This window comes from Methylomonas sp. LWB, assembly GCF_001856095.1.
Taxonomy (GTDB): domain Bacteria; phylum Pseudomonadota; class Gammaproteobacteria; order Methylococcales; family Methylomonadaceae; genus Methylomonas; species Methylomonas koyamae_A.
Map to the genome: position 1 here is coordinate 110,822 of NZ_MKMC01000002.1, position 24,999 is coordinate 135,820.

17 protein-coding genes are annotated in these 24,999 nt (G+C 59.8%); 7 read left to right on the plus strand and 10 right to left on the minus strand.

What is annotated here, in order from left to right; translation table 11 throughout:
- The first annotated feature begins 62 nt into the window (after positions 1-62).
- From BJL95_RS00560 to BJL95_RS00575, 4 genes are all read left to right on the plus strand, one after another.
- Entirely contained in the window at positions 63-1,490 is a 1,428-nt protein-coding gene (locus BJL95_RS00560; RefSeq protein WP_071154853.1) for a circularly permuted type 2 ATP-grasp protein, read from the plus strand.
- Entirely contained in the window at positions 1,484-2,425 is a 942-nt protein-coding gene (locus BJL95_RS00565; RefSeq protein ID WP_071154854.1) for an alpha-E domain-containing protein, read from the plus strand. The genes BJL95_RS00560 and BJL95_RS00565 overlap by 7 nt, the downstream gene beginning before the upstream one ends.
- 62 nt (positions 2,426-2,487) lie before the next feature.
- Complete coding sequence (locus tag BJL95_RS00570; RefSeq protein ID WP_064024574.1) at positions 2,488-3,744, plus strand: hypothetical protein; 1,257 nt, start codon at positions 2,488-2,490, stop codon at positions 3,742-3,744.
- Positions 3,741-7,055: a DUF2126 domain-containing protein gene (locus tag BJL95_RS00575; RefSeq protein WP_071154855.1), complete on the plus strand. Its 3,315-nt coding sequence runs from the start codon at positions 3,741-3,743 to the stop codon at positions 7,053-7,055. The genes BJL95_RS00570 and BJL95_RS00575 overlap by 4 nt, the downstream gene beginning before the upstream one ends.
- A 165-nt stretch (positions 7,056-7,220) precedes the next feature.
- Here BJL95_RS00575 and BJL95_RS00580 read toward each other — a convergent pair whose 3' ends face one another.
- The 9 genes from BJL95_RS00580 to BJL95_RS00620 form a co-directional block, all read right to left on the minus strand.
- Complete coding sequence (locus tag BJL95_RS00580) at positions 7,221-8,834, minus strand: methyl-accepting chemotaxis protein (protein ID WP_071154856.1); 1,614 nt, start codon at positions 8,832-8,834, stop codon at positions 7,221-7,223.
- Between the two features lie 136 nt (positions 8,835-8,970).
- Positions 8,971-10,194 (minus strand): PepSY domain-containing protein, encoded by a 1,224-nt coding sequence (locus BJL95_RS00585; RefSeq protein ID WP_071154857.1) that lies wholly within the window; start codon positions 10,192-10,194, stop codon positions 8,971-8,973.
- Positions 10,195-10,559: 365 nt separating this feature from the next.
- Positions 10,560-13,022: a TonB-dependent receptor gene (locus BJL95_RS00590; RefSeq protein WP_071154858.1), complete on the minus strand. Its 2,463-nt coding sequence runs from the start codon at positions 13,020-13,022 to the stop codon at positions 10,560-10,562.
- A 113-nt stretch (positions 13,023-13,135) separates the two neighbouring features.
- Positions 13,136-13,555 (minus strand): type II toxin-antitoxin system VapC family toxin, encoded by a 420-nt coding sequence (locus BJL95_RS00595; RefSeq protein ID WP_071154859.1) that lies wholly within the window; start codon positions 13,553-13,555, stop codon positions 13,136-13,138.
- Positions 13,543-13,827 carry a type II toxin-antitoxin system Phd/YefM family antitoxin gene (locus BJL95_RS00600; protein WP_071154895.1) on the minus strand — a complete coding sequence of 95 codons (285 nt, stop codon included), beginning with the start codon at positions 13,825-13,827 and terminating at the stop codon, positions 13,543-13,545. Before BJL95_RS00600 ends, BJL95_RS00595 begins: the two co-directional genes overlap by 13 nt.
- 89 nt (positions 13,828-13,916) lie before the next feature.
- On the minus strand, positions 13,917-14,891 hold the full coding sequence (locus BJL95_RS00605; protein WP_071154860.1) for a FecR family protein: 975 nt from the start codon (positions 14,889-14,891) through the stop codon (positions 13,917-13,919).
- Positions 14,892-14,952: 61 nt separating this feature from the next.
- Positions 14,953-15,567 (minus strand): RNA polymerase sigma factor, encoded by a 615-nt coding sequence (locus BJL95_RS00610; protein WP_254786650.1) that lies wholly within the window; start codon positions 15,565-15,567, stop codon positions 14,953-14,955.
- A 133-nt stretch (positions 15,568-15,700) separates the two neighbouring features.
- On the minus strand, positions 15,701-18,124 hold the full coding sequence (locus tag BJL95_RS00615) for a Lon protease family protein (RefSeq protein ID WP_071154861.1): 2,424 nt from the start codon (positions 18,122-18,124) through the stop codon (positions 15,701-15,703).
- 58 nt (positions 18,125-18,182) lie between these two features.
- Positions 18,183-19,169: a helix-turn-helix domain-containing protein gene (locus tag BJL95_RS00620; RefSeq protein WP_071154862.1), complete on the minus strand. Its 987-nt coding sequence runs from the start codon at positions 19,167-19,169 to the stop codon at positions 18,183-18,185.
- A gap of 130 nt (positions 19,170-19,299) precedes the next feature.
- Between BJL95_RS00620 and BJL95_RS00625 the strand changes: the two genes are divergently transcribed.
- Complete coding sequence (locus BJL95_RS00625) at positions 19,300-19,737, plus strand: hypothetical protein (RefSeq protein WP_071154863.1); 438 nt, start codon at positions 19,300-19,302, stop codon at positions 19,735-19,737.
- On the opposite strand, the gene BJL95_RS00630 is transcribed toward BJL95_RS00625, so the two are convergent.
- Positions 19,725-20,933: a glycosyltransferase gene (locus BJL95_RS00630; protein ID WP_071154896.1), complete on the minus strand. Its 1,209-nt coding sequence runs from the start codon at positions 20,931-20,933 to the stop codon at positions 19,725-19,727. The two genes, BJL95_RS00625 and BJL95_RS00630, sit on opposite strands and share 13 nt — an antisense overlap.
- A 201-nt stretch (positions 20,934-21,134) precedes the next feature.
- Between BJL95_RS00630 and BJL95_RS24380 the strand changes: the two genes are divergently transcribed.
- The gene (locus BJL95_RS24380) at positions 21,135-22,982 is read left to right on the plus strand and encodes an autotransporter domain-containing protein (RefSeq protein ID WP_071154864.1); all 1,848 of its coding nucleotides are present in this window, start codon (positions 21,135-21,137) and stop codon (positions 22,980-22,982) included.
- A 173-nt stretch (positions 22,983-23,155) separates the two neighbouring features.
- On the plus strand, positions 23,156-24,991 hold the full coding sequence (locus tag BJL95_RS00640; protein ID WP_071154865.1) for a methyl-accepting chemotaxis protein: 1,836 nt from the start codon (positions 23,156-23,158) through the stop codon (positions 24,989-24,991).
- The last annotated feature ends 8 nt before the right edge of the window (positions 24,992-24,999 follow it).

Consider the following 24,999-nt stretch of genomic DNA (forward strand, 5'->3'; position numbering starts at 1 on the left):
GCCGTCCGGACCGGTTCGCCATCGTTTGACCGGGTTGGCATGTGGATTGCTGTAAGGAGCCTATGAAGCCACTGAATTATTTCGACGAAATGCGGACACCCGACGGCAGCGTGCGGGCGCTCTATCAACCCTTTGCGGACTGGTTGGACGGCATCGATCAGGCCCAGCTGATGCAAAAGTCCCGAGAGGCGGAGATGTTGTTCCGCCGGGTTGGCATCACCTTCAACGTCTATGGCGACGAGGCCGGCGCCGAGCGGCTGATTCCGTTCGATGTCGTGCCGAGGATTCTGGCGGCCAGCGAATGGCGGCAATTGGCCGACGGCGCGATTCAGCGGGTGAGGGCCTTAAACGCGTTTCTGAACGATCTCTACCACGATCGGGAAATCGTCAAGGCCGGCATCGTGCCCGCCGCCATGCTGGAAAACGAAATGTACCGCCCGGAGATGCAGGGCGTCGCGGCGCCGGGCGGTATCTACGCGCACATCGCCGGCATCGATATTGTGCGGACCGGCGAGAATCAATTCTACGTGCTCGAGGACAACTTGCGGACGCCGTCCGGCGTGTCCTACATGTTGGAGAACCGCAAAATGATGATGCGCTTGTTCCCGGAATTATTCCGCCGCTATGCGGTGGCGCCGGTCGAGCACTATCCGCAAGTGTTGTTGAACAATCTGCGAGCGGTGGCTCAGCCCGGCGTGCAAGATCCGACGGTGGTGTTGCTGACGCCGGGCGCCTACAACAGCGCCTATTTCGAACATGCGTTTCTGGCGCAGCAAATGGGTATCGAACTGGTCGAGGGCCAGGACTTGTTCGTCGAGGACGATCTGGTGTATATGCGCACCACCGACGGTCCCAAGCAGGTCGATGTGATTTACCGTCGTATCGACGACGACTTCATCGATCCTAAAGCCTTCCGGCCGGATTCGCTATTGGGCGTGCCGGGTATCGTCGAAGCCTATCGCAACGGCGGCGTGACGCTGGCCAACGCGATCGGTACCGGCGTTGCCGACGACAAGGCCACGTATACCTATGTGCCGGACATGGTTCGGTTCTATCTGGGCGAGGAACCGATCCTGTCCAACGTGCCGACCTACAAACTGGCGGAAGCAGACGACCGCAAATACGTGTTGGAGCACCTGGACGAACTGGTGGTCAAGGAAGTACAGGGTTCCGGCGGTTACGGCATGTTGGTCGGTCCGACCGCTTCCAAGCAGCAAATTCTGGAGTTTCGTGATCGCATTCTGGCCGATCCGGATAATTACATTGCCCAGCCGACCCTGGCGCTGTCGACCTGCCCGACCTTAGTCGAAGCCGGCGTGGCGCCGCGCCACGTGGATCTACGGCCCTTCGTGCTGTCCGGCAAGACCGTGACCTTGGTACCCGGCGGTTTGTGCCGGGTCGCGATGCGGGAAGGGTCGCTAGTCGTGAATTCCTCGCAGGGTGGTGGGACTAAGGACACTTGGGTGTTGAACGAGGACAAACCATGCTGAGCCGCACCGCCGACCATTTGTACTGGATGGCGCGCTACATCGAGCGCGCCGAGAACATGGCCAGGGTCCTGGATGTCACCTACCGGATGTCGCTGGTCGCCAACAGTCCTTACGACGAAGCCGCGCGCTGGAAACCGCCGGTGCTGATCGCCGACGATATCGAGGTATTCGAACGCGATTACGGGACCTATACCGCCGCCAACGTGATTCGCTACATGGCGCTGGACGAACGCAATCCGTCCAGCATCGTCAGCGCGCTGGGCGCGGCGCGCGAGAACGCCCGCGCCGTGCGGGTCGCGATGTCTTCGGAAATGTGGGAAACCGTCAATGCGTTGTGGATAGAGCTAAGGCAACGCATCCGCGGTGGCTTGCCCGAAGCCGAAATCGGCGAGTTCTGCGATTGGGTCAAGTCCCGTTCGCACTTGTTTCGCGGCGTTACCTTCGGCACGATGTTGCGTGACGACGGTTACAAATTCGTGAGGATCGGTAGTTTCGTCGAACGGGCCGACAACACCGCGCGGCTGCTGGACGCCAAATTTCAACTGTTGTTGCCCGACGCCGATCAAACCACCGAAGTCGATTATTACGAATGGAGCTCCTTGCTGCGGTCGGTATCGGCGTTCGAGGCTTACCAGAAAGTGTTTCGCGATACGCTGGAGCCCTGGAAAGTCGCTGAATTGCTGGTGTTGCGCGACGACATGCCGCGTTCGCTACACGCCTGCTACGACGAACTGGCGCCGATCCTGGAACAGTTGTGCGGCCGGCGCGGTCGAGAATGTCTGCGCTTGGCCGGCGAAAACCACGCACGCCTGCATTTCGGCCGGATGAGCGACATCGTTCGCACCGGTTTGCACGCGTTTCTACAAGATTTCATCGTCCGCAACAATGCGTTGGGCGTCGAGATACAGCGTACCTTTCTGAACGGTCCGTCCTGAAAAACGCCCCTAGAGGCAAGACCGGTTCGGTTAATGGATAGTTACACTCACGAGGAAATTGGATGATCAATTCACTGATCCACCCCAGGCACGGCGACAAAGCCAATTCCGCCTGGTTCGACGAATTTCTGGTCAAACTGTTGGAAAACCGCGACCGCACCGGCCTGACCGAGATGATCCGCGAGATCGACGCGATGATGATTACCGTCGAGCCGGGTTGTTCGGCCGCCTATGTCAGCGAACTGGCGCTGATGACGCCGTACCATTATTTGGTGACCTTGGAAACCGAATCGCATTGGACCCATATTTTGCGTATCGACATGAATTCGCCGGATCTGCTGGTCCGCGAAGTGCGCGATGCGGGGCGCGGCGATATTTTTCGGGCCTTGAACGAGGTCTACCCGATCGGCGCCCACAAACCCAATTCGCGCTACATGGGCGAAGTGTTTCGGGTCAGCAACCTGCACGAGGTGGTCGAACAGCAAAAGTCGCGGGAGATTCGCTTCTTTAACCAGGACCAGATCCGTAAGCTGGGTTTGCCCGGCAACATGGCCATCGTCAAGCCCTCGCCATACACCCACAATATCGTCGGCTACTGGGAACGGCCGCCCGAAGATCTGCGAGTCTACGCATTAGGTAACAGTATTATTCGCGACGACGTCAATCGCGGCTATCTGGAAGCCAAGGAAATGCAGGCCGAGCTGGGTCTGGAGCGGCTGATTCAGCCCATCGACCATCTGGCGACTCGGGTGTACAGCCAGAATCGCGAAGTGGCAATCCTGGAGTATCTGACCTTGTCTAGTTACTTCTATTGGGGTTCTTACGATATCGCCAACCAGAACTCGTCGACCAACGTCACCAAAAGCATTCACTACGCCGAGGAGAGTTTCAGTCCGGCCAAGGTGTTTACCGCCGCCAATCAACCCTATTTCGTCAATCATTTGGTCGGTCTGCCTTCGCCGACCGAAAATTTCGTCCGCAATTACGGGCCGCGCCTACATCACGTGGCGCTCGGCGTCGCCGACGGCGATACCGGCGGCCGGGCCAACATCGACTACGTGGTCGATGCGATTCGCGCCAAGGGCAAGGACTTTTTGCTCGACGTGATCGGCTCGCGCGAGGAAGGCTTGAAGCAGATTTTTTCCAGCGCCTCGGAACACTCGTCTCTGATTGTCGAATACGTGCAGCGCTTCGGCGATTTCGACGGCTTTTTCACCAAACAAAACGTCGCCGAGCTGACCCATGCCGCCGGCGTCGAGGAAAATCTGCGGCTGCTGCAAGCGGAAAGCGAAGCCGCCAACCCAGTGGTCACTCCATGAGCATCAAAGTCGCGATCAATCACAAGACCTGTTACCGCTACGACCAATCGATACAGCTCAGTCCGCACGTACTGCGGCTGCGGCCGGCCGCGCATTCGCGGACGCCGATCAGCGCCTATTCGCTGACCATCAAGCCGGACAAGCACTTCATTAACTGGCAACAAGACCCGTTCGGCAACTACCTGGCCAGACTGGTGTTCCCGGAAAAAACTCGCGAATTCTCGATCGAAGTCGATCTAATCGCCGAAATGACGGTGATCAATCCGTTCGACTTTTTCCTGGAGGAATACGCCGAAAAATACCCGTTCGGCTATCCCGAACAATTGGCCAAGGAATTGGCGCCGTATCTGGAAGTCAAGGACGACGGTCCGTTGTTGGGCAAATTTCTGAAAACCTTGGATCGGCGCGAACGCGGCGTCGTCGATTTTCTGGTCGATATCAATCAAGCCGTGCACAAGGCTGTGACGTATTCGATCCGGATGGAACCCGGCGTGCAGACCTGCGAGGAAACCCTGGAGCGTAAAGTAGGTTCTTGTCGGGATTCGGGCTGGCTGTTGGTGCAGGTGTTGCGGCATATGGGATTGGCGGCGCGCTTTGTGTCCGGTTATCTGGTGCAGTTGACCGCCGACGTCAAGGCGCTGGACGGACCGTCCGGCACCGAGGAAGACTTCACCGATCTACATGCCTGGACCGAGGTTTACATTCCCGGCGCCGGCTGGATCGGTCTGGATCCGACTTCCGGCCTATTCGCCGGCGAGGGCCATATTCCGCTGGCCTGTACCGCCGACTATGTCAGCGCGGCGCCGGTCAGCGGCGGCTTCATCGGCAAGGCGGAAACGTCGTTCGAGTTTTCCAACCGGGTCAGCCGTATCTACGAAGACCCGCGCGTGACCAAACCCTATACCGACCGGCAATGGGAGGAGATCGATCTGCTCGGTGAAAAGGTCGATGCCGAATTGAGTCTCGGCGACGTCCGCTTGACGATGGGCGGCGAACCGACCTTCGTGTCCATCGACAACATGGACGCGCCGGAATGGAACACCGCCGCCGACGGTCCCGAGAAGCGCAAGCTGGCCGGCAAACTGCTCCGGCGTTTGCGCGAGGTATTCGCACCGGGGGGCATGTTATATTTCGGGCAGGGCAAATGGTATCCGGGCGAACCGTTGCCGCGCTGGCAAATGGCCTGCTTCTGGCGTAAGGACGGTGTGCCGGTATGGAAAAATCCGGCACTGTTCGCCGATGAAACCAAGGACTACGGTTACGGCCGCGAGCAGGCCGACGCTTTTATCCGCGAATTGGCAAAACGCTTGGGGCTGCGCGGCGATTGCATCCTGCCGGGTTACGAAGATCCGTTGTACTACCTGCTGCACGAAGGATTGTTGCCGGAGAATATCGATTTCAGCCATGCCGATTTGAAGGACGATCTGGAACGCCAGCGCCTGGTCAAGGTGTTGAGCGCCGATCTCGGCGCGCCGGCCGGTTACGCGTTGCCGTTGTACTGGGATTACCGCGCCGGTGTATGGTGCAGCAGTCCCTGGCGGTTCAGACGCGGCGACATGTTTCTGGTGCCGGGCGATTCGGCGATGGGGCTGCGTTTGCCGTTGAATAGTCTGCCTTGGGTGGCGGCGGCCGATCGCGATCCGTTGATCGAACGCAGCTTGTACGACGCGGTGCCGCCGCTCGGCGACATCGATTCCGAAGTCAGCCGCCGCTATAGCAAGACGGTCAAACAAGATCCGCTGCACCCGAACGAAATGGCGTCGGCCGACGACCGCGCGCCGCACGCCGGCGGCTGGACGCCGCACACCGCATTAACGGTCGAAGCTCGCGAGGGCCGGCTCTATGTGTTCCTGCCGCCGACCCAGGAGCTCGAGCATTATCTGGATATCGTTGCCTCGGTCGAAGCCGCCGCCGCCGCGCTGAAAATGCCGGTCGTTATCGAGGGCTACCAACCGCCGCACGATTTGCGCTTGTTGCGCTTGCCGGTAACCCCCGATCCGGGTGTCATCGAGGTCAATATTCATCCGGCCGCCAATTGGAAGGAACTGGTGTTCAACACCACTTCGCTTTACGAACAAGCTCGGCTGACCCGGCTCGGCACTGAAAAATTCATGTTGGACGGCCGTCACACCGGCACCGGTGGCGGTAATCACGTCACGTTGGGCGGGATCACGCCGGTGGACAGCCCGATGTTGCGCCGGCCGGATTTGCTGCGCAGCTTGATTACCTATTGGCAACATCATCCAGCGCTGTCCTATTTGTTCTCCGGCTTGTTCCTCGGCCCGACCAGCCAGGCCCCGCGGGTTGACGAGGCCCGCAACGATAGTTTGTATGAGTTGGAGATCGCCTTCCAGCAAATGCCGGATGGCGAGGTGATGGCCCCGTGGCTGGTCGATCGCCTGCTGCGCAATTTGCTGGTCGATATGACCGGCAATACCCACCGCAGCGAGTTTTGCATCGATAAGCTCTACGCGCCGGGCGCCGACGCCGGCCGCTTGGGTCTGCTGGAGCTGCGCGCCTTCGAAATGCCGCCGCATGCCCGGATGAGCTTGATGCAGATGCTGCTGCTGAGAACGCTGGTGGCCTGGTTTTGGCGTCAGCCCTATAAAAAGCCGCTGGTGCGCTGGGGCACCCAATTGCACGACCGCTTTATGTTGCCGCATTTCGTGGCGGCCGACATTCAGGATGTGGTGCGCGATTTGCAGAGCGCCGGCTATGAGTTCAAGGCCGAATGGTTTGCGCCGTTTTTGGAGTTTCGTTTCCCGCGCATCGGCACGCTACGCGTCGGCGACTTGCATCTGGAATTGCATCAAGCCATCGAACCCTGGCACGTGCTGGGCGAGGAAATCACCAGTACCGGCACGGCCCGCTACGTCGATTCGTCGGTCGAGCGCTTGCAAGTCACGCTGAGCGGCACGATGGGCGATCGCTACGCATTGACTTGCAACGGTCGCTTGGTGCCGCTACGCGCCACCGGCAAGCAAAGCGAGATGGTGGCGGGTATCCGCTATCGCGCCTGGAATCCGCCGTCGGCGCTGCATCCGACGATAGGGGTGCAAGCGCCGCTGGTGTTCGACTTGATCGATACCTGGAACGGCCGGTCTATCGGCGGTTGCACCTATCACGTTAGCCATCCGGGTGGGCGCAGTTACGAGACCTTGCCGGTCAACGCCTACGAAGCCGAGGGGCGCCGGGTCAGCCGTTTCTGGCAACACGGCCATACGCCCAGCGTCGCGCCTTTCGACGTGCCGGCGGAGGATATCAACAAAGACTTTCCGTTTACGTTGGATTTGCGCTGGCAAGCCAGATAATCGGTTTTCTCATGCCCGCGCCGACTGGCCGCGGGTTAAGGAAATCCGGTGGCTGGATCGGCCGACCGGCGCGCTTCGGGGTCGTGACGCGATTGCCGTCTTGAATCGGGCGCGAAATGGCGCTGTTGAGTTTCGAGCTTCGCGCAATCCCAGCGCTCTGCCCGGCTAAATCTTGAAACGTTGCGCGGTCTGGCGCATCGCGGTAGCAATGCCGGCCAGATTACGCGACAGCTTGGCGGTTTGTTCGGCCACATCGCTGTTTTCGTCGCTCATTCGGGCGATCTGCTCGACATGCACCGCGATTTGCTGGCTGGCTTCGCCCTGCTCGCGGATCGCCCTGGAAATCGCATTGGCTTCGGCTTCGCTATCTTGGGTGCGTTCGGTGATCAATTTCACCGAATTTCCCGCGCCGTCGGCGACGGCGACGCCGGTTTCCACTAACGCGACCGCTTCGGTCATTCGGGCCCCGGCATCCTTGACGCCGGCTTGAATGGCAGTGATTTTGACGCCGATGTCGCGAGTTGCCACCGCGGTACGCTCGGCCAGCTTACGAACTTCGTCGGCCACCACCGCGAAACCGCGGCCTTGTTCGCCGGCTCGCGCCGCCTCGATCGCGGCATTCAACGCCAGCAAATTGGTTTGTTCGGCGACGTCGCGGATGACTCGAATAATTCCGGAAATTTCCTCGGAGGCGGCGCCCAGATGCTGGACCGACATCGAAGTCTGTTCGATGCGCGTGGCGATTTCCCGCATCTGCCGGATCGAATCGGCAATGACAGCGCCGCCGCTACGGGCGGCATCGCCGGACTGGTGGGCCAGGTCGAAAGCGCGAGCGGCGTTCTCCGCCACTTGATTGATGCTAACCGTCAACTCCTCGACCGTCGCGGCCATGCTGGCGGCGGCTTCCGACTGGCGTTCCGAGCTTTGCGAGGCCAGATCGGCTGTCGTCAGCAGCCGTTCGGCATTACTGGCGTTGTCGGCGATACCGTTCAGCAGATCGCGTAGCGCCGCTTGTATCGCGGCGGCGACCCGATTCACCGCGTCGGCGGTTTCGCCGATTTCGTCGTGCTTGTCGACGTTGGCTCGCAACGAAAAATCCAGGCGCTCGGCGATTGCCGTCGTCGTCGTATCGATATGTCTGAGCCGAGGCACGATGGCTTTGAACAACCAGGCGTTCAAGCCGATGGCGGTTAGCAACACGGCCAACGTGACGGCGACGGTCAGCGTTTGGCTGGACTCGGTCAGCGTATTGGCGTCTTGCTCGGCCTTGTCGGCATTGGCTAGACTGGCTTCGACCAAGACGTCTATCGTCGGCAGCAACTCGCGAAACGCGGAGCGGCCGGCGCCGCGAAAATAACTCAGCGCCGACTCGTATTCGCCTGCTTTGATCAAGGTTTCGAATTGCTGGTGGCTTTGCAGATAGGCTTGCAATTTATCCCGGTAGAGCCGGTGGCGGGCGATTTCGTCGGCGCCGGTCAGCAGCGGTAGCAAGGCTTGTTCGTGACTTTGCAAGTCGGCCGAATTTTTGTTCATCCGGTTTAGCGTTTCGGCAATCTCGTCGGCGGAGCGGGTCAGCAGCAGCTGGGTTTCCCGGTTGCGGTAGTCGATCAGCGCCGACTTCATCGCCTCGGTGTGGCGGATCTGCGGCAACAAAACATGGTGAGTATGTTCCAGCGTGTCGGCAATACGATTCAGCCCGACCATGCCGATACCGCCGACTACGGCGGTTAATAGGAATACCGCGACGAACGCGAAGATGAGTTTTTGCGAGATGCGCATGCCGTCTGTCCTTGGCTGAACGGAAAAAATGAGAGCTTGGCCCGTTTGGCTGGACCGGAGATCATAAGTTTAGCCAAGTTTGACGGCGGCGAAGCAATGAGGACGTCGAGGAGGGCGCTTACCGTTGTGTCGGGAATCAACTCGGGTGGCGTTTAGGCCGTCGCTTTTGCCGCCAGCGGATGAAGCCGGTGACAAACAGCGTTGGACACGCCAAGCCGGTGAGAAACACCAATATCCGCCCGGTCATCCCGAAGGCCTGACCGGAATGCAGCGGCCATTGCCAGTGGGTGAAGATTTCCCCGGCCGTAGCGGTCGGCAGGCTGGGGTCGTCCAGATCCAGAATCTTACCGCTGTAACGGTCAATCACCGTGCAGCGGCGTTCCAATAGGCTACCGGGCGCATCGACGCCGTCCTGGCAAACCGTGTAAGTCTGGTTTGGATTCGGCGCGCCGTAAATCCAGTGCGGCCGGCCTGTTGGGTATTGTTTCAATGCGATCGCCACCGCTTCGTCCATGCCGATGGCCGGCGCATCCGGCTTGGGCGCCGCGGATTGAAACCAATAGCGGTAGGTTACCGGCGAGAACAATTCCAGCACTGGCACTACATTGTGCGGCAGGACTAGGTACGCGCCGGAGAACAGCACCGGCACCATCACCAGCAAGGTGTAAAAGCCGCTGGTTTTGTGCAGGTCGTAATTGAAACGCACCCTGCCGGCTCCGGGTTTAAACGTCAGTGCTTGCCGCCAATGCCCGGTCAGTGGCCACCAGACGATCAGGCCGGTCAGCGTCGAGATGATCAGCAATGCCGCCGAGATACCGACAATCGCCGTACTGATGTCCTCGGACGGAATCAGCAGCGCGTAATGCAATTCGAACACGCAGTCAATGAAGGTGGCCGGCAGCCAATCGCCCGAACGGGTCAGCAACATTTTTCCGGTGACTTGCGCCGTATACGGGTTGACGCCGACAATCCAACGTTCGCTTTCGCTGTCCGAAGTTGGAAATTGGTAACGCAGTTTGAATGCCGCGTTTTCATTGCGAGGGTAGACCGAAAATACGTGTTTCGCGTTCGGAGGCATCACGGTTTTACCTGCAGAGAAGATGTTCGCCAGCGGCTGGTATTCGCCATCCTCGGGCCGTTCGACCGTCAGTAAATCGGGATGCAGCCATTCGTCGATCTCTGCATAGAACACGAGGAAACTGCCGGTGATGCCGTAAATCGACAGCAATAATCCCAAGGTCAAGCCCAGCCACAAATGCACGTCCAGCCAGCGTTTGCGGCGGGCTTTCAGGCGGGACAAGGGCCGGTTTTGCGGGCTCGTCGGAATGTTCGAGGGCGATTGCTGGGAGGTGGCGTTCATGGGGATAGCAAAACGGTCATGTAAATGGTGCGAAAAATATGCGAATTAAAACAGCCGCCTTATGAAAAATCTGATTGAGTCCATCTGCTTAGTCCCTCGCATATGGAAACCGGAAAAAATAATTGGCACCGATTCCCGAATATGACGTTTAGGCCCCGAAAATTCCCAGTCTATTTTTGCTGGGAGAGCGTAGGGGGCGACAGGAACCCCAACCCAACGACATCAAAATAATCCTCCAGCTATCGGCAACAGAACATCAGCGATGCCGGCAATTGAGAGTCCAAAAATGTTGGGGTTCGTGCCTCACCCCATCAACCTTCGGTTTAACGCCCAGCTCAACCTGCGTGACGGTTCGGCAGCGCCGCTTAATACTCCAACTTGATCGAGCCCATCACCGTCATTGGTTCAGCCGGCAAGTTGCTGCGCCGCGAGCGCATCGCGAAGTAATCGGCGTCGTTGACGTTGTTAATGTTGACCCGCGTGGTCAGAGTCGTGTCGCCCAGTTTGCGACGGTAGGCGGCCATCAGGTCCAGCCGAGCATAGGCGTGGTCGTAATAGCTGTTCGCGGCATCGCCGTAGCGGCGGCCGGCGGTGTACACACCGCCGCCTAGGCTGAAGCCGTTTAGCCAGCCCTCGCTGAAATCGTACTTCAACCACAGATTGCCTTGATGCACCGGTGCGAACGGCAAGCGATTGCCAACGTTGGCCGGCGTGGTGACGTCGCTGGTAATGGTGGCGTCGGTGTACGCATAGCTGCCTATCATGCTCAAACCAGCGTATATTTGGCCTTGCATGTCCACTTCCACGCCCTTGCTTTTACCTTTTACCGGTACCGATTTGAAGATATTGTCGCTGGTCGGGTCCTGAAAAAACTGTGTGCGTTCCAGGTCGAAATACGCCATGCTGGCGGTGAACTTGCCGTCGTAAAACTGGGTTTTCAGGCCGCCTTCGAATTGGGTGGCGGTGAAGGGTTGGTACAGCGTATTGCCGCCGTCGGCGTAATCGGCGGCTGGCCCGAATGATTCGGAAAAACTGCCGAACAGCGACAACCAGTCCACCGGCTGGTAGACGATGCCGACTCGCGGACTAGCGAGATCGTCGGTACGGGTTGCCTGCTTGTAAGGATCGTCGTTCCAACTCAGATATTGGTAGCGGTCGATCCAGTTGTAGCGGAATCCGCCGGTAACGTGCAGTTTGTTCCATAGCGTCAATTGATCTTGCAGGTAAAACGCCTTGGATGTGTATTCGGTCGCGATATTGTAGGCGTAGGGTGCGTTTTCAAATTGGCCGATCTGCGCCGCGGTGATCGTCGGCACATTGGGATCAAAGATGTTGATCGTACCGATGCGAATGTCGGTGACTTGGTAGTTCATCCGGTTGTTGTAATATTCGCCGCCCACCAATGTTTTGTGTTTGATGCCAAATGTCTCGAACTCAAAGGTGCCGTTGACCCAGGCCGTCAGTGATTCGGACTTTTCCGGTCCGAACCAAGCGTTGCGGCGGACGTTGCCAAAGGTGCTGCCTGGCGTCTCATCGACCCGGCTTAGATAGATGCTTCGCCAGTATTTGTCGTATTGCGAAGAAACCGCGCCGGCATTTAGCTTGACCCGGTCGCTGAAGCGATGGTCGAGACGAAAGTCGATCAAATTGTTGTGGGTGTTGTTTTTCATGCCGGGACTGCCGCCGTAGGTTCGCGAAATCGGCACTTGCGCTAGGCGGTTGCCGATCGCCGGAATGCCGAAATCGTAGGCGTTGTTGTCTTCCAGATGCTCGTAGGATAAGGACAGTTTGGTGTCCGGGGTGACATCCCAACTCAGGCTGGGTGCGAAAAAGATCCGGTCATTGCCCATGTTGTCGCGGAAAGAACCGGCATCCAGATACGAAAAATCCATCCGGTAATTCAAGCCGTGTTCCTTGCTGAGCGGCCCGGTTGCGCTGGCTTCGGTGCGGTAAAAATCGTAGGAACCGAAGCGCTGTTCCAGCGAATAATACGGCGTCGCGCTGGGTTGCTTGATCGTAGTGCTGATCATGCCGCCGGGATCGCTGAAGCCGTACAACATTGCCGACGCGCCTTTCAAGACTTCCACCCGTTCGACGTTGGCAAGATCGAATTTGGTGAATGGAATGCGGATGCCGTTGCGGTAATTGGCCATCGTTTGCAAGAAGCCGCGCATCACGTAGTTTTCGAAATCGCCGCCGAACGGATGGTAGGACTGTACGCCGCTGACGTTTTTCAACGCGTCCTGCAGCCGGTAGGCTTGCTGGTCTTGCATCACGGTACGGGTAATCACTTGAATCGATGCCGGCGTTTCCATGATCGGCGTGTCGGTTTTAGTGGCTGTCGTGCTGTTACCGACCGTGTAACTTTTATCGTAAGGATCGCTTGTATTGCCGGGCGCCAATCCCAGCACCGTTACCGCCGGCATTGTTGTTGCCGATTGTGGTTCCAGGGTAGTGGTTTTTTGCAATGTCACGGTATTGCCGTCGTTGAATCGATAAGAGATCCCCGACCCGGACAGCAAGTGTTTCAATGCGCCTTCCAGCGAATATTGCCCGCTAACGCCCAGCGATTGAATGCCCCTGACCAGCTCCGAGTTGTAAACAAACTGCACGCCGGACTGTTCCGCCAGGGCGCTGAGTGCGGAGTACAAAGGCTGTGCGGCGATGTTGTAGTTACGACTTTCGCTAGTGGCGCTGGGACTTTCGGCCTGAGCCGTCGGCAGCGTTGCAGCGCTTATCAAGCCCAGACAAAGCGGCAATGCGCCGATTGCGGAAGAGCCTTTCGCTTGGGTTTTTCCAGTCCGGCTTGGGTTTCGGGTTTTTCTCATGATGTGTCCTCAGTATAGATGGGTTCTAGCTGAGAACGATTGGCGGCTGGCTGAGCCGTACTAATGACTGTGTGACAAATTGTCGCAGCTCTATTAAGAGGATTTAGCTTGGACTAGAACCAATTCTGAACAGTCAGATTTTGAAAGCAGGCAAAATCCGAAGTATTGCGGGAAACCAAAATTAGATTATTCACTGCGGCAATCGCGGCAATCTCGCCATCCGCATAAGCACAGGTCTGCCCGGTATTTTTCAAGCGCGCTCTTTCCTGGGCAAACCATTCGGCGGCCGCTTGTTCAAAAGGCAGAATGATCAAGCCGCTGTTCAGCAGCATGGCTAAATAGGACAGCAGTAGCGTTTTGCGTTTGGATGCAGGAAGCAGATAACAGCCGTAGTTGAGCTCGTGCCAGACAATGGCGGCGGTCGCATATTCGCCGTCGTGTTTTGCCAGCTTGTCCATGAGGCCGGCATCCGGTTCTTGCCGTACCGGTTCCGAGAGAATGTTGCTATCCAGCAGGTAAATTATTCGTCCCATGAAAAATCTCGGCCACTGTCCTTGCCGCGTAAATCACCCAGTTCGGCATTGCTCAAGCCGATGTCTAGCTGCCCATCGAGTTGCTCGCGCCAGTCCATAATGGCCTGGTACAGTTTTTTTTCCGGCTGGATCAGTTGTCGATAGCCGGCTTGCGACAGGATAACGGCAACGGGCTTTCCGTAGCGGGTCAATTGAATCGGCTCATTGACCTCGAGTTGAGCGAGCAGTTGCGACAAATTATTTTTGGCATCGGCGATGGTACTGGTTTTCATAAGGCCGTCCGCAGTTATAGCTAAGATGTTGGCCATCATAGGCTTGTTGTTAGCAATTGACAACGACTCAGCCAGCTGAATTTCCCAGCTTAGGACTGCAAAAACACCAACGGCCCGGCGTCGATAACCTTGATAGGCAAGGTCTGTTGCAGCGCCTCCAGCCAGGCATCGGTCTGCTTGATATCGACGGCGATATTGACTTCCCGCTCTGCCAATTTGTCGTCCAGCAACCGGATTTGGCTACGCCGGTAGCGGTTGATTTCGGCGATAACCTGCTTCAACGGTACAAAGTTCATCAACAAGCGACCACGCCGCCAGGCGTCGGCGTTGCTTAATTCCGCTGTTTGCGGCGTACCCAGCCTATCGGCGGTAAAAGCCAATTGTTGACCCGCTTGCAGTGTAGCGCTATCGGTTTGCGCGCCGTGCGCGGAAGGCCGGCTGCTGCGCACCTTGCCTTGCAGCAGTGTCACCGCGCCGGCCTTACCGTCGTATCGAACGATAAACCGGGTGCCCAGGGCCTCGGTCGTCGTGGCGCCAGTAGCGACACGGAACGGCCGACCGGCATCGTGCGCGACATCAAATTCGGCTTCGCCGCGCAGCAATACGATGCGGCGTTCGATGCCGTTGATCGAGACATCGATCGCGGTGTCGGTATTCAAATGAACGATGCTGCCGTCGGCCAGTGCGATCGAGCTTTGCTCGCCAATGCGGGTGCGGTAATCGGCCAGCGGGTGTTGCAGATAATCTGGGAAAAAACCGGCCAGCGCCGCCAGCAACAGCGACGCGGCCGCGGCGAGGCTCCAGCCGGGCCGGAACAAGGCGCCGGCCCGTTTCCGGTTGGCCGAGGCCAGTCGCCGGCGACGATCGGCCAGCAGCGGCTCCGGCAGAATTCGCCACAGTTGGGCGATGTCTTGATAGGCTTGCTCGTGCGCCGCATCCGCCCGGCGCCAGGCGGCGAACGCGGCGGCGGTTTCCTCCGAGACCGCGCCGGACGTCAGACGCACGTGCCACTCGACGGCGGTGCGGCGCGCGCGGTCTTCGAGAGTTTCGGGCGTATCGGTCATCGGCGGCTGGGCAAACGGTTTAGGGAAATCACTATAACGAATCGGCGCGGGCTAAACCATATTAGGTGTCCAGGGCTTGGCGGCATTGCAGTAGGGCGCGGGCCAATTGCTTCTCCACCCAGCTCAGGGAAATGCCCAGACGCGCGGCGATTTCGGCGTGGCTCAGCCCTTCGATCCGGCTCAGATACAAGATGTCGGCGCATAAATCGGGCAATTCCGCCAGCGCGGATTCGATTTGCCGCCAGTCGTCCCGCGCTTGCGCGCTGCGCTCTGGCGACGCGGAAACATCGACTTCGGTGGCGCCGCCCAGGTAGTGGTCGAGCAAATCGTGATGGCGTTTCTCGGCGCGCAGATAATCGATCGACAGATTGGCCGCCACCGCGTAAAGCCACGCGCGCACTTCGCCTTCGCTATTCGGCGGCGGCTTCAGCAAGCGTAGTCGCAGGTAGATGTCTTGAATCAGGTCGGCGGCGGTGTCCGGGCAACGCAGGCGTTGTTGCAAAAAGCCAAGAATCCGCGGTCGGTGGTCGATAAAAATTCGATAAATGTCGTGTTCCGAGAATGCCATCCGCGACCAGCCGCCGATCCCAAGTTGCCAAACGTGGCAAATCCCAAAGCTGAATGCGTGCCAGGTTCGTTGGTTTGTACGGTGGACCAACGTTTTCGAGTGGTTCATGACGACGAATCAGCGGCTCGGTGGTTCGAGTCCGGGTAAAAACTGTGTGATATACCGCAGTGTTGGGGCATATGCCGCAACCCCGCCGACGGTCCGAAGGTGGCGAACACTATCGAACCCAGGGCGTTTGGACTCAATCGATACCGGTTCTAGGCTTGCCGCCGTCGCTTGCTTCGCGGCCCGAAAAGGCCTGGACCGAGCGGCTAAACGCTTGGAGTTGGGCGTCGATTCGGCCGTTGAAGCTATCCGCCGGATAGCGGCCTTGGTCGTCGGCGCGGCCGATGTCCGTTCCGGTCAGCAAGGCCAGTGCTTGCTCGACGCCGCCGACCGGGTATATATGAAACAGGCCGGCTTGGGCGGCATGCACCACGTCCCAACGCAGCATCAAATGCGGCACGTTGCCTGCCGGGATGATGACACCCTGCGTGCCGGTCAGGCCGCGGGCGTTGCAAATGTCGAAGAAGCCCTCGATTTTTTCGTTGACGCCACCGATGGGCTGCACCTGGCCCAACTGGTTGATCGAGCCGGTCATCGCCAAGTCCTGGCGTAACGGTACCTGCGCCAGCGACGACAAAATCGCGCACAGCTCGGCCAGCGACGCGCTATCGCCCTCGACATGGCCGTAAGACTGTTCGAACACCAGGCCGGCCGACAGCGAGAACGGCGTATCGCGGGCGTAACGGGCGGCGATGAAGTGCGACAAAATCAGCACGCCCTTGCTGTGTAGCGGGCCGCCGAGTTCGGTTTCGCGTTCGATGTCGACGATCTTGCCGTTGCCCATCCGGGTAGTCGCGGTGATGCGGGACGGCTGGCCGAACGCGAAATCGCCGACTTGCAACACCGACAAACCGTTGATTTGACCGATCACCTCGCCGTCGGTATCGATCATCAACGTGCCGCGTTGGATATTTTCGTAGAGCTTTTCGCGGATCTTGTCGAGCCGGCGGGTCTTGAGGTCGATAGCCTGTTGTACGTCGCTGTTGGCGATGGCGGTATGGCCGTTTTCGCCGGCCCAGTAATCGGCCTCGGTCAGCAAATCCTTGATCGTGCGCAGATGGGTCAGCAACTTGTCGGCGTCGCCGGCCAGCCGGGCGCTGTGTTCTATCACCCGCGCCACCGCTTGCCGGCTCAATGGCCGCAGCTGTTCGCGGCGGGCTATCGTCGCCAGCAAGCGAGCGTATTCCAGCGTGCCGCCGTGCCGGTCCATGCTGCCTTCGAAATCGGCGGCGACCTTGAAATAGTCCTGAAATTCGGGATCGTAATAACCCAGCAGGTAATACAACATCGGATCGCCGAGCAAAATGATCTTGACGTCCAGCGGAATCGGTTGCGGTTCCAGCGAGGTGGTGCTGATCAGGCTCAACGCCCGTTCCAGCGACTCGATGCGTATCTCGCCGGCCTGCAAGGTACGTTTCAGCGCTTCCCAAGCGTAGGGTTGTTGCAGCAGTTTGCGAGCGTCCAGAATCAGATAGCCGCCGTTGGCCTTGTGCAGCGCGCCGGGCTTGATCATTGTGAAATCGGTGATTAGCGAACCCATCTGCGCTTGATGGTCGATGCGGCCGATCAGATTGGCGTAGTTCGGCAAATCCTCGCAAATTACCGGTGCCGAGCGTTTGCGACTGAAATCGACGATCAGATTGACCTGATAGCGCTTGAACGGCTGCGGTTCCTGCGGTATTTCCAGGAAGGACAGGGTTTTTTCGCCGTGCGGCATGAAGTCGCGGACATGCTCTACGATGTCTATTTGCACCGCGGTCAGATAGTCCAGAATCGGCTGCCACTTGGCGTATTTTTCCTTCAGCTCGTCGATCGAGTGATTGACCGCCAGCTCGGCCATCTCCCGATTCAAGGCTTGCAGCTTGCGCTTGGTTTCCTTGCGCCATTGCGGAAACAGTTTGATCGCATCCTGTACCCGTTCCTGCAAGCCCATCACCGTGTCGTGGTAGTGGCGTTGTTTGTCCTTGTCGAGTTTGCCGAATTGTTCCGGCGTCAGCGGCTCGTTGTTGTCGTCGGCCGGCAGAAAGGCGTAACCGGTCGGCGTTTCGGTGAAGATGATGTGCGCCTGATCGGCGTCGTCGCGGATTCGGTTCAACACGTTGAGTTCGCGCTGGCGCGATTCGTTGTCCAGTTCGCCGGCCCGCGAGCGGTATTCGTCGCCGTCGAACGCCGCCGGAATCGCCACGCTCAGTTCGTCGATCAGTTCGGCCATGTCCGACTGAAAGGCTCGACCCTGACCGGGCTCCAGGCCGATCGCCTTGGGTTTGGACGGCTGCGCGAAATTGTGCACGTAACACCAGTCCAGCGGGACCGGCTGGCGATGCGCCTCATGTTCAGCCAGTTCGCGGACGATGGTCAGCTTGCCGGTGCCGTCGGGTGCCAACGCGAAGATGTTGTAGCCGGGCTTGCGTAGCCGGACGCCGAACTTGATCGCTTCCAGGGCTCGCGACTGGCCGACGACGATGTCCAACTCCTCCAGTTCCTCGGTGGTCGCGAACGGCAACTCCTCCAGGCTGCAGGCTTTATAAAGCAGGGTCGGCGCGAGTGCTGGGATGGTCATCGGGTAAAGTCCTTGTCGAAAGATCGCGGGTTAATGGCGTGTGGCGCGCCGGTGAACGTCAGAACGTATCGTCGGCGCCGGCTGGGTAGTCGCGCGGCGGGCAGGCGTAGCGTTGCTTGAAGACCCGGCTGAAGTGAGCCATGTCGTTAAAGCCCCAACGTAGCGCGAGGGCGGTCAGATTGCGGCAGGCGGGCGGACCTGCGCGTAACTCGGCCGCGCAACGCGCCAACCGGCGTTCGCGGACGTAACGCATCAGTGAGGTATTTTCGGCGCCGAAAAGATCGTTCAAATAGCGGGCGGACAGCCCCAGTTCGCGGGCCAAGCGGGCCGCGTTCAGCTCGGGATCGGCCAAGCGCGATTCGATGTGACGTTTGGCGCGGTCCAGCGCGGCGGCGCGGCTGGCCGACAATTCGAAGCGGGCCGGCCGCAGTTCCGCGAAAGCCTTGACCAACAAATCCTGGAGCTGCTCGGCGATCAGCGCGGTTTCGTCGGCCTTCAACGTGGCGGCTTGCGCCAGCGCGGTCCGCGCCAGGGCGCCTGCGACGGCGGCCAGCCCTCGTTCGCCCGGCAGGCGTAGCGCGGTGCAATGTTCGACGCCCGGCAGGCGGGCACGCAACAAGGGGCGCGGAATGGCCACCAGCAGCTTGGCGAAACGGTCCGGGCAGTCGATGCGGTGGGCTTGGGTGGCGTCGTATAAGGTCCAATCGCCGACTTGCGGAAAGGCCTCGCGGCCGTGCTGGCGCAAGCGGTAACGGCCGTCCAGCAGCAGTACCGCGAAATAGGCGTCTTGGCTGGCCGAATCCGGTTCGCCTGGCAAGCTGCGCAAGCCCAACGGGTTGGAGCGGATCGCCGACAGACGCAGATTGGACCAGTGATGTATCGTCATTTCGTTGAACAAGGGCTGGTCGGTGGGCGGCTCGATGTCGACTCTGGCGTATTCGCGGCCGATGACTTCGCGCAACCAGGCCTGCCGGTGGGACGGCGCGATGGTCTCGGTCGAGTAAAAGTCCGCGTGTATGGGCTGGTCGTCAGTGCGTTTGGTCATGGCTGATCTGGGTTGGCGAGCGCAACATACTATTGGCGTAAGTGCCGTTTTGGTCAAGCGTCGGGGCCGATTCGGACAAGCGGGCGAGCGCCGAGCACGTTAGCATACGGTTTTTTCCTAGAGGTCCGCGATGAATTCCTTATCGAATCCGAATCCCCTATTGCTGAAAGGCGCCGGTTGCTGGCTGTTGGTCGCGCTGGTCATGGCCTGGTGTCTGGTCGGTCTGCACTTCGAGTTGGCGCCGCTCCAGGCTATGTTCCCCGGCAAGCCGGCCCGCTTGCTACAGGCTCATCTGGATTTTTTATTGATGAGCGCGTTGCTGCTGGGCTTTTACGGCGCTCGCTTTCCGCTGCCGGCTATTGCCTGTTGGGCCATGGTGATCGGGGCGTTCACCAACTCCAGCCTGTTTTTACTGATGGCGATGTTTCCTGTGCTCGACGACCCGGCCGCGACCGGCGCGGCGGTCGCGGTCTTCAAGTTGTATACCTTTGCCAGCATCGTCACGACCAGCTTCGGTTTCGGCCGGGCGGCTTGGGCGGCGGTCAGACACGCCGCTCAGTCGGCTTGAGGTCGGGTCTCGATCAGGCTCAGACAGCGTTCGGCGATGGCTTGTGCCTGGGCGTCCGGCTCGAATCCGGTATATTTCGCCGCGAAAGCTGAGGCCGCGGCGGCGTGGTTCGGCCGCGCGCTCAGGTCCTTGAGCAGTGCGCGGAAATTGGGCTTGAGGGTTTCGGCCGGTAGCTGGATGCCGGCACCGACTTCGACGATGCGGCGGGCGTTGATGGCTTGCTCGATCTGCATCGGCAGCACCAATTGCGGTTTGCCGGCCAATAGACAGGCCGCGCCGGTAGCGGCGCCGCCGTGGTGGACGGCTAGATCGCAAGTCCCGAGCGCCGCTTCCAGGCGTAGCGGCTGAGCGCAAATATGTAGATTGGCGCCGGCGTGTTGGTCGGCAAAGGCCGCGGACGCGCCGGGAATGTGCAGCAGGCACGACCAGCCGCTGGCGGCTAGCGCTTGCAGTAGAGGGCCCAGGGCAGGGTACTCCGGGCGCAGGTAGCCGAACAGCTTGAGTGCCGAGCCGGTCGGCCAGCGTGGCTCCGAGCCGGCGGTCGCATGCAGCGCCGGGCCCCAATAACGGGCGGAGACGCGTTGCGGATAGGCGTCCAGTTCCGGCCAAGTACACAAAAACGTTTCGGCGGTCTCGAACAAATCCGCCAAGGTCCGCAACGTCGGTGCTTCCAGCCGAGCCGCGACGGCGTTGGCTCCGGCCAGCACGCGCGCTTCGGTGTCGGCCAACTCGCGTGGCGCGGTCGGTAACCAGGGACGTAACGCGGGCAGGGGGTGGCTGGCCGGCGGAATTTGAAAGCCGCCGCCGAACAGCGCCCCGGTCAGCGGCAGACCGCGCGCGGCCAATTGTGCGGTCGGCGCGTGGTCGAACACCAGCAGGTCGGGTTTCAGGTGCCGATACAGGGCGCGCCAAGCGTTTGCTCGGCTGTAGAGCGCGGTCGGGTCGGTGTAGCCGGTGTTTGCCAGTATCCCGGCGTAATTCAGCGCCGCCGGTAGCGGCCGGCCGTCCGGCCAATAGACCGGCGCTTGCAAATAGTCGAAAGCCTTGTCGCCGAGTAGCACGTCGGCGAATTGCAGATTTTTCAGCACAAAAATCACGTCGTGCCCAGCCTGTCGCAACCGTCTCGCCACCGGCAAGAACGCGGCGATATGGCCGTAACCGGCGCCCAATTCCCAACAATACAGAATACGGCTCATCGCCGGCATGCCGTTGGGCTGGAAACACTAGGGGAGGCCGGAGATTGCGCATTCCGCGATTCGTTTCGGGCCGTTCGTCCCGGCGGTTCCGCACGGGACGCGGTTTCCGCCCGCCGCTCCGGATTTCCCGCCGCGCCATTCACAGAACGCTGCCCAGCGGCTATCTTTAACGCTGTCATTTTTTTACCGTGTCATCTCGTGATGTTATTACCCTTGGCAAACCCGGATAGCGGCGCTATCCCAGCCGCCGGTCCGGCGTATCGTAAACCAGCGTACCCGTTCAGTGTTCTCGAGCCGCGCAACGTCGCGTCCAAGCCGCTCATTTTAGCGGCCTTTGCCGCGTTGGTTTCGGCGCCGCCGGCGGTCGAAGCTTACACGCTCGACTTTTCTCCAAGCAGTTACAGCGTCGACGAGGCCGGCGGTGCCGTTGAGGTCACCGTCAATTTGGCATTGGGGCGGAGCGATTACGGTAGTTGTTTCGTCTCCGGCGTGGTTTCCGCCAGCGGTGGTACTGCCACCGCCGGCAGCGACTTCAGCATCTCCGGAGGCGATTTCAGCTTGGATGCGGTCCAGAACGGCTCGGCGACCGTCGTGGTCAACATTAACGACGACAGCGAGGTTGAGAGTAGCGAGACGATCAATCTGACCTTACAGTATCAGCCTGACTGCGACGGTTCGATCAATGTCGGCTCCGGCGCCACGATTTCGATCGCCGATAACGATGTCGCGCCAACGCCAACCCCGGATCCGACCCCAACGCCCGATCCAACTCCGACCCCTGATCCAACGCCGACGCCTGATCCAACCCCAAATCCGACGCCCAATCTGACCAACGACCCGGACTTCTCGCCAAACCAACAAGCCATCTACGACGGCCTGACCTCCGCTTGCGAAAATGCCAGCGGCGCTTTGGCGGCACGTTGCGAGACCATCACCAATAACGATTTGAACCAGGTGATTCCGGATGAAGTGGCGGCTCAAGGCGCCGCCGCGATCGATTTCGGGTTCAAGCAGTTTTCGATTATTCACGGCCGTATCGTCAATTTACGAAATTCGGGGTCGCAAGGTTCGACCTTGCTCGGGTATTCGACGATCAACATCAACGGCGAGACCCTGCCGGTCGGCAAGGCTTTGCTGGCGGCCTTGAGTCCGGCGCGCGGCGGAGCGGCCGGCGACGATCCCGCCGAAGATCCGTTTCGGGACAGTCCGCTGGGCTTTTTCATCAAGGGCCAATTCAACGTCGGTCAGCGTAACGCCAGCTATAAGGAACAGGGTTACAAGGTCGACCGCAAGGCCGTCACGCTAGGCGTCGATTACCGGTTTACCGACGATTTCGTATGGGGCGCCTCGTTCGGCTACGGCGGGGCCAACACCGATTACCAACGCAACAACGGCAAAATGGCCAACGATGCTTACGAGTTTTCATCCTACGGCAGCTACTTTCTCCCCGCCGACTTTTATGTCGATTGGATCATGAGCTATGCATTGCACGCGTTCGAAATGGACAGGCGCTTGAATTTAAGCGACATCGATACCGTCGCGCGCAGTTCGGTCAACGGCGATCAGTACGGCATCAGCCTGGGTCTGGGCAAGGATGTCGCCATCGATAGTTTCGTGCTCAATCCCTACCTACGTTGGGAGTACATCAACACGCAAGTCGATGCCTATCGGGAAGCCGGCGGCGGAGGTCTGGGTTTGACCTACGACCGTCAGGCCATGGAGTCGGTCACCTCGACGATAGGCGCGCAAGCCAGCAAATCGGTCAGTACCCCCTGGGGGGTGTTGACGCCGGGCGCTCGTTTCGAATGGGTGCATCAGTATATGAACGACAGCCGCGCGATTCGAGCCCGCTTCAGTCAGGCGGCGGCCGGTACCGGTTCGTTCAGCGTCGCCACCGAGAACCCGGACCGGGACTATTTCAATTTGGGCGGTTCGCTGGCGATGACCTTGCCGGAAGGGCGAGCCGGCTTCTTACGTTACGAATACCGCGCCGGCCAAGCCTATATTTCCGATCATACCGTCGAGCTCGGGGCCAGGATTCCGTTTTAAGCACCGGATTTTGCAGGTGCTTGGTCGCTTGCTTGGGTAATAGCGTTGACCGGACGCTATATAGCCATGCGAACCCGCCGCCGACCAAATCCGGAACTAGGGTCGATTCGGGTCTATGCTTTCTTCACGAGGCCGTTTTTTGCGTATCGGCCGCTAGCCTTCTGGGAGGGGAAATGGAAAGTTTTGCGAACTTGTCGATTCGGGTGAAAACCGCGATTCCGATTGCGTTGATGTCCTTGGTGTTGGTCGTGGTGGCCGGGCTCGGCTACAACTACCTATCGAAACTGGGCGACCACACCCGGCGCCTGGGCGAGGTCGAATTGCCGGCGCTGGCGGTATTGCTGGAAAGCGACCGCGACATGTATCAGGCGATGCTGGCGGAACGTACCCTACAATCGCCCGGTTTGGACAGCGCGGCGGCCGACAAACTCAAGGCGTTTCACGCCGAGAACCTGCAACAGGCCCGTACTCGCTTCAGCAAGTTTCTGGCCTTGTCCGACCTGCCGAATGCCGGCCAGTACGAAGCCCGCTTCGATTCTTCCTTTCAGGCTTGGGTCAAGCAAAGTCAGGCCAATATCGCCTCGGCTTTAGCCGGTAAGCCGGCCCCCTATCAAAAAGGCGAGGCCGATTTCGAGAAAGCCCGGGCGGTCATCAACGAATTGACCGAGTTGGTCAACGCTCAAGCCGACAGCTTGCGCGCGGCCGCCGGCGCGGACGTGGCGTTCAGCGTGCGGGTGTCGTTGGCGGCGCTGTCGGTGGGATTGGCGCTGGCGTTGGCCTTTGTGTGGGTATTTCCGCGGCATATTGCCGAGTCGCTGCGACCCGCGCTGGACGCGGCGCGGCGCATGGCCGACGGCGATTTGAATTTCGAGCTGAAGACCGAACGTACCGAGGAGACCGGTCAGTTGCTAAAGGCGATGGAAAGCGTCCGGCTCAGCCTGCGGGCCATGGTGGCCGATACCGAACTACTGGTGGGCGCGGTGTCCGACGGGCGACTGGAAGTCAGGGCCGACGCGGACCAGCATCGCGGCGCCTATCGCAATATCGTCGCCGGAATCAATCGGACCCTGGAAGCGATCGTCGAGCCGGTCAGCGCCGCGATCGCGGTCCTGGAAGAGGTCGAACGCGGCAAATTGACCCGAACCCTGGACGGTGACTATCGCGGCCAATTCCTGAACTTTAAAAATACCGTCAACAACACGATCAACCGTCTGGCCGAAACCATCGGTCAGGTGATGCTGGCGGCCGATGCGTTGCGTAACGCCGCCGAGCAGATCGACGCCACTTCGCAAGCCTTGGCCAGCGCCGCCAGTCAGCAGGCCAGCGGGGCCGAACAGACCAGCGCCAGTATCGAGCAAATGGCGGCCAGCATCGAACAGAACGCCGATAATGCCCGGATTACCGACGGCATGGCCGGCGAGGCCGCGCAAGAGGCGGCGACCGGCGGCGCGGCAGTCCGGCAAACCGTGACGGCGATGCAGCAGATCGCCGCCAAGATCGGCATCATCGACGATATTGCCTACCAAACCAACATGCTGGCCTTGAACGCGGCGATCGAGGCGGCCCGGGCCGGCGACCACGGCAAAGGCTTCGCGGTGGTCGCCGCCGAAGTACGCAAGTTGGCGGAGCGCAGTCAGGTCGCGGCTCGGGAAATCGGCAAACTGGCCGAAACCAGTGTCGAAACCGCCGAAAGCGCCGGTAACTTGCTGGACCATATCGTGCCGAGCATCGCCAAAACCTCGGAGTTGATTCGGGAAATCGCCGCCGCCTCGCACGAGCAGTCGATTGGCGTCAGCCAGATCAACGCGGCGATGTCGCAAATGAACCAAGCCACCCAGCAAAACGCGTCGGCCAGCGAGCAGTTGGCCGCCACTGCCGGCGGCATGACTGGACAAACCGACCAATTGTTGGAATTGATGCGGTTTTTCGACATCGGCGAAGCAGCGGGGCCCGCCGCCGAAAAATCCGTGCGTCCGGACGCGCCGCGCGGACGATTCAAACGTTTTTGAATGAGGGT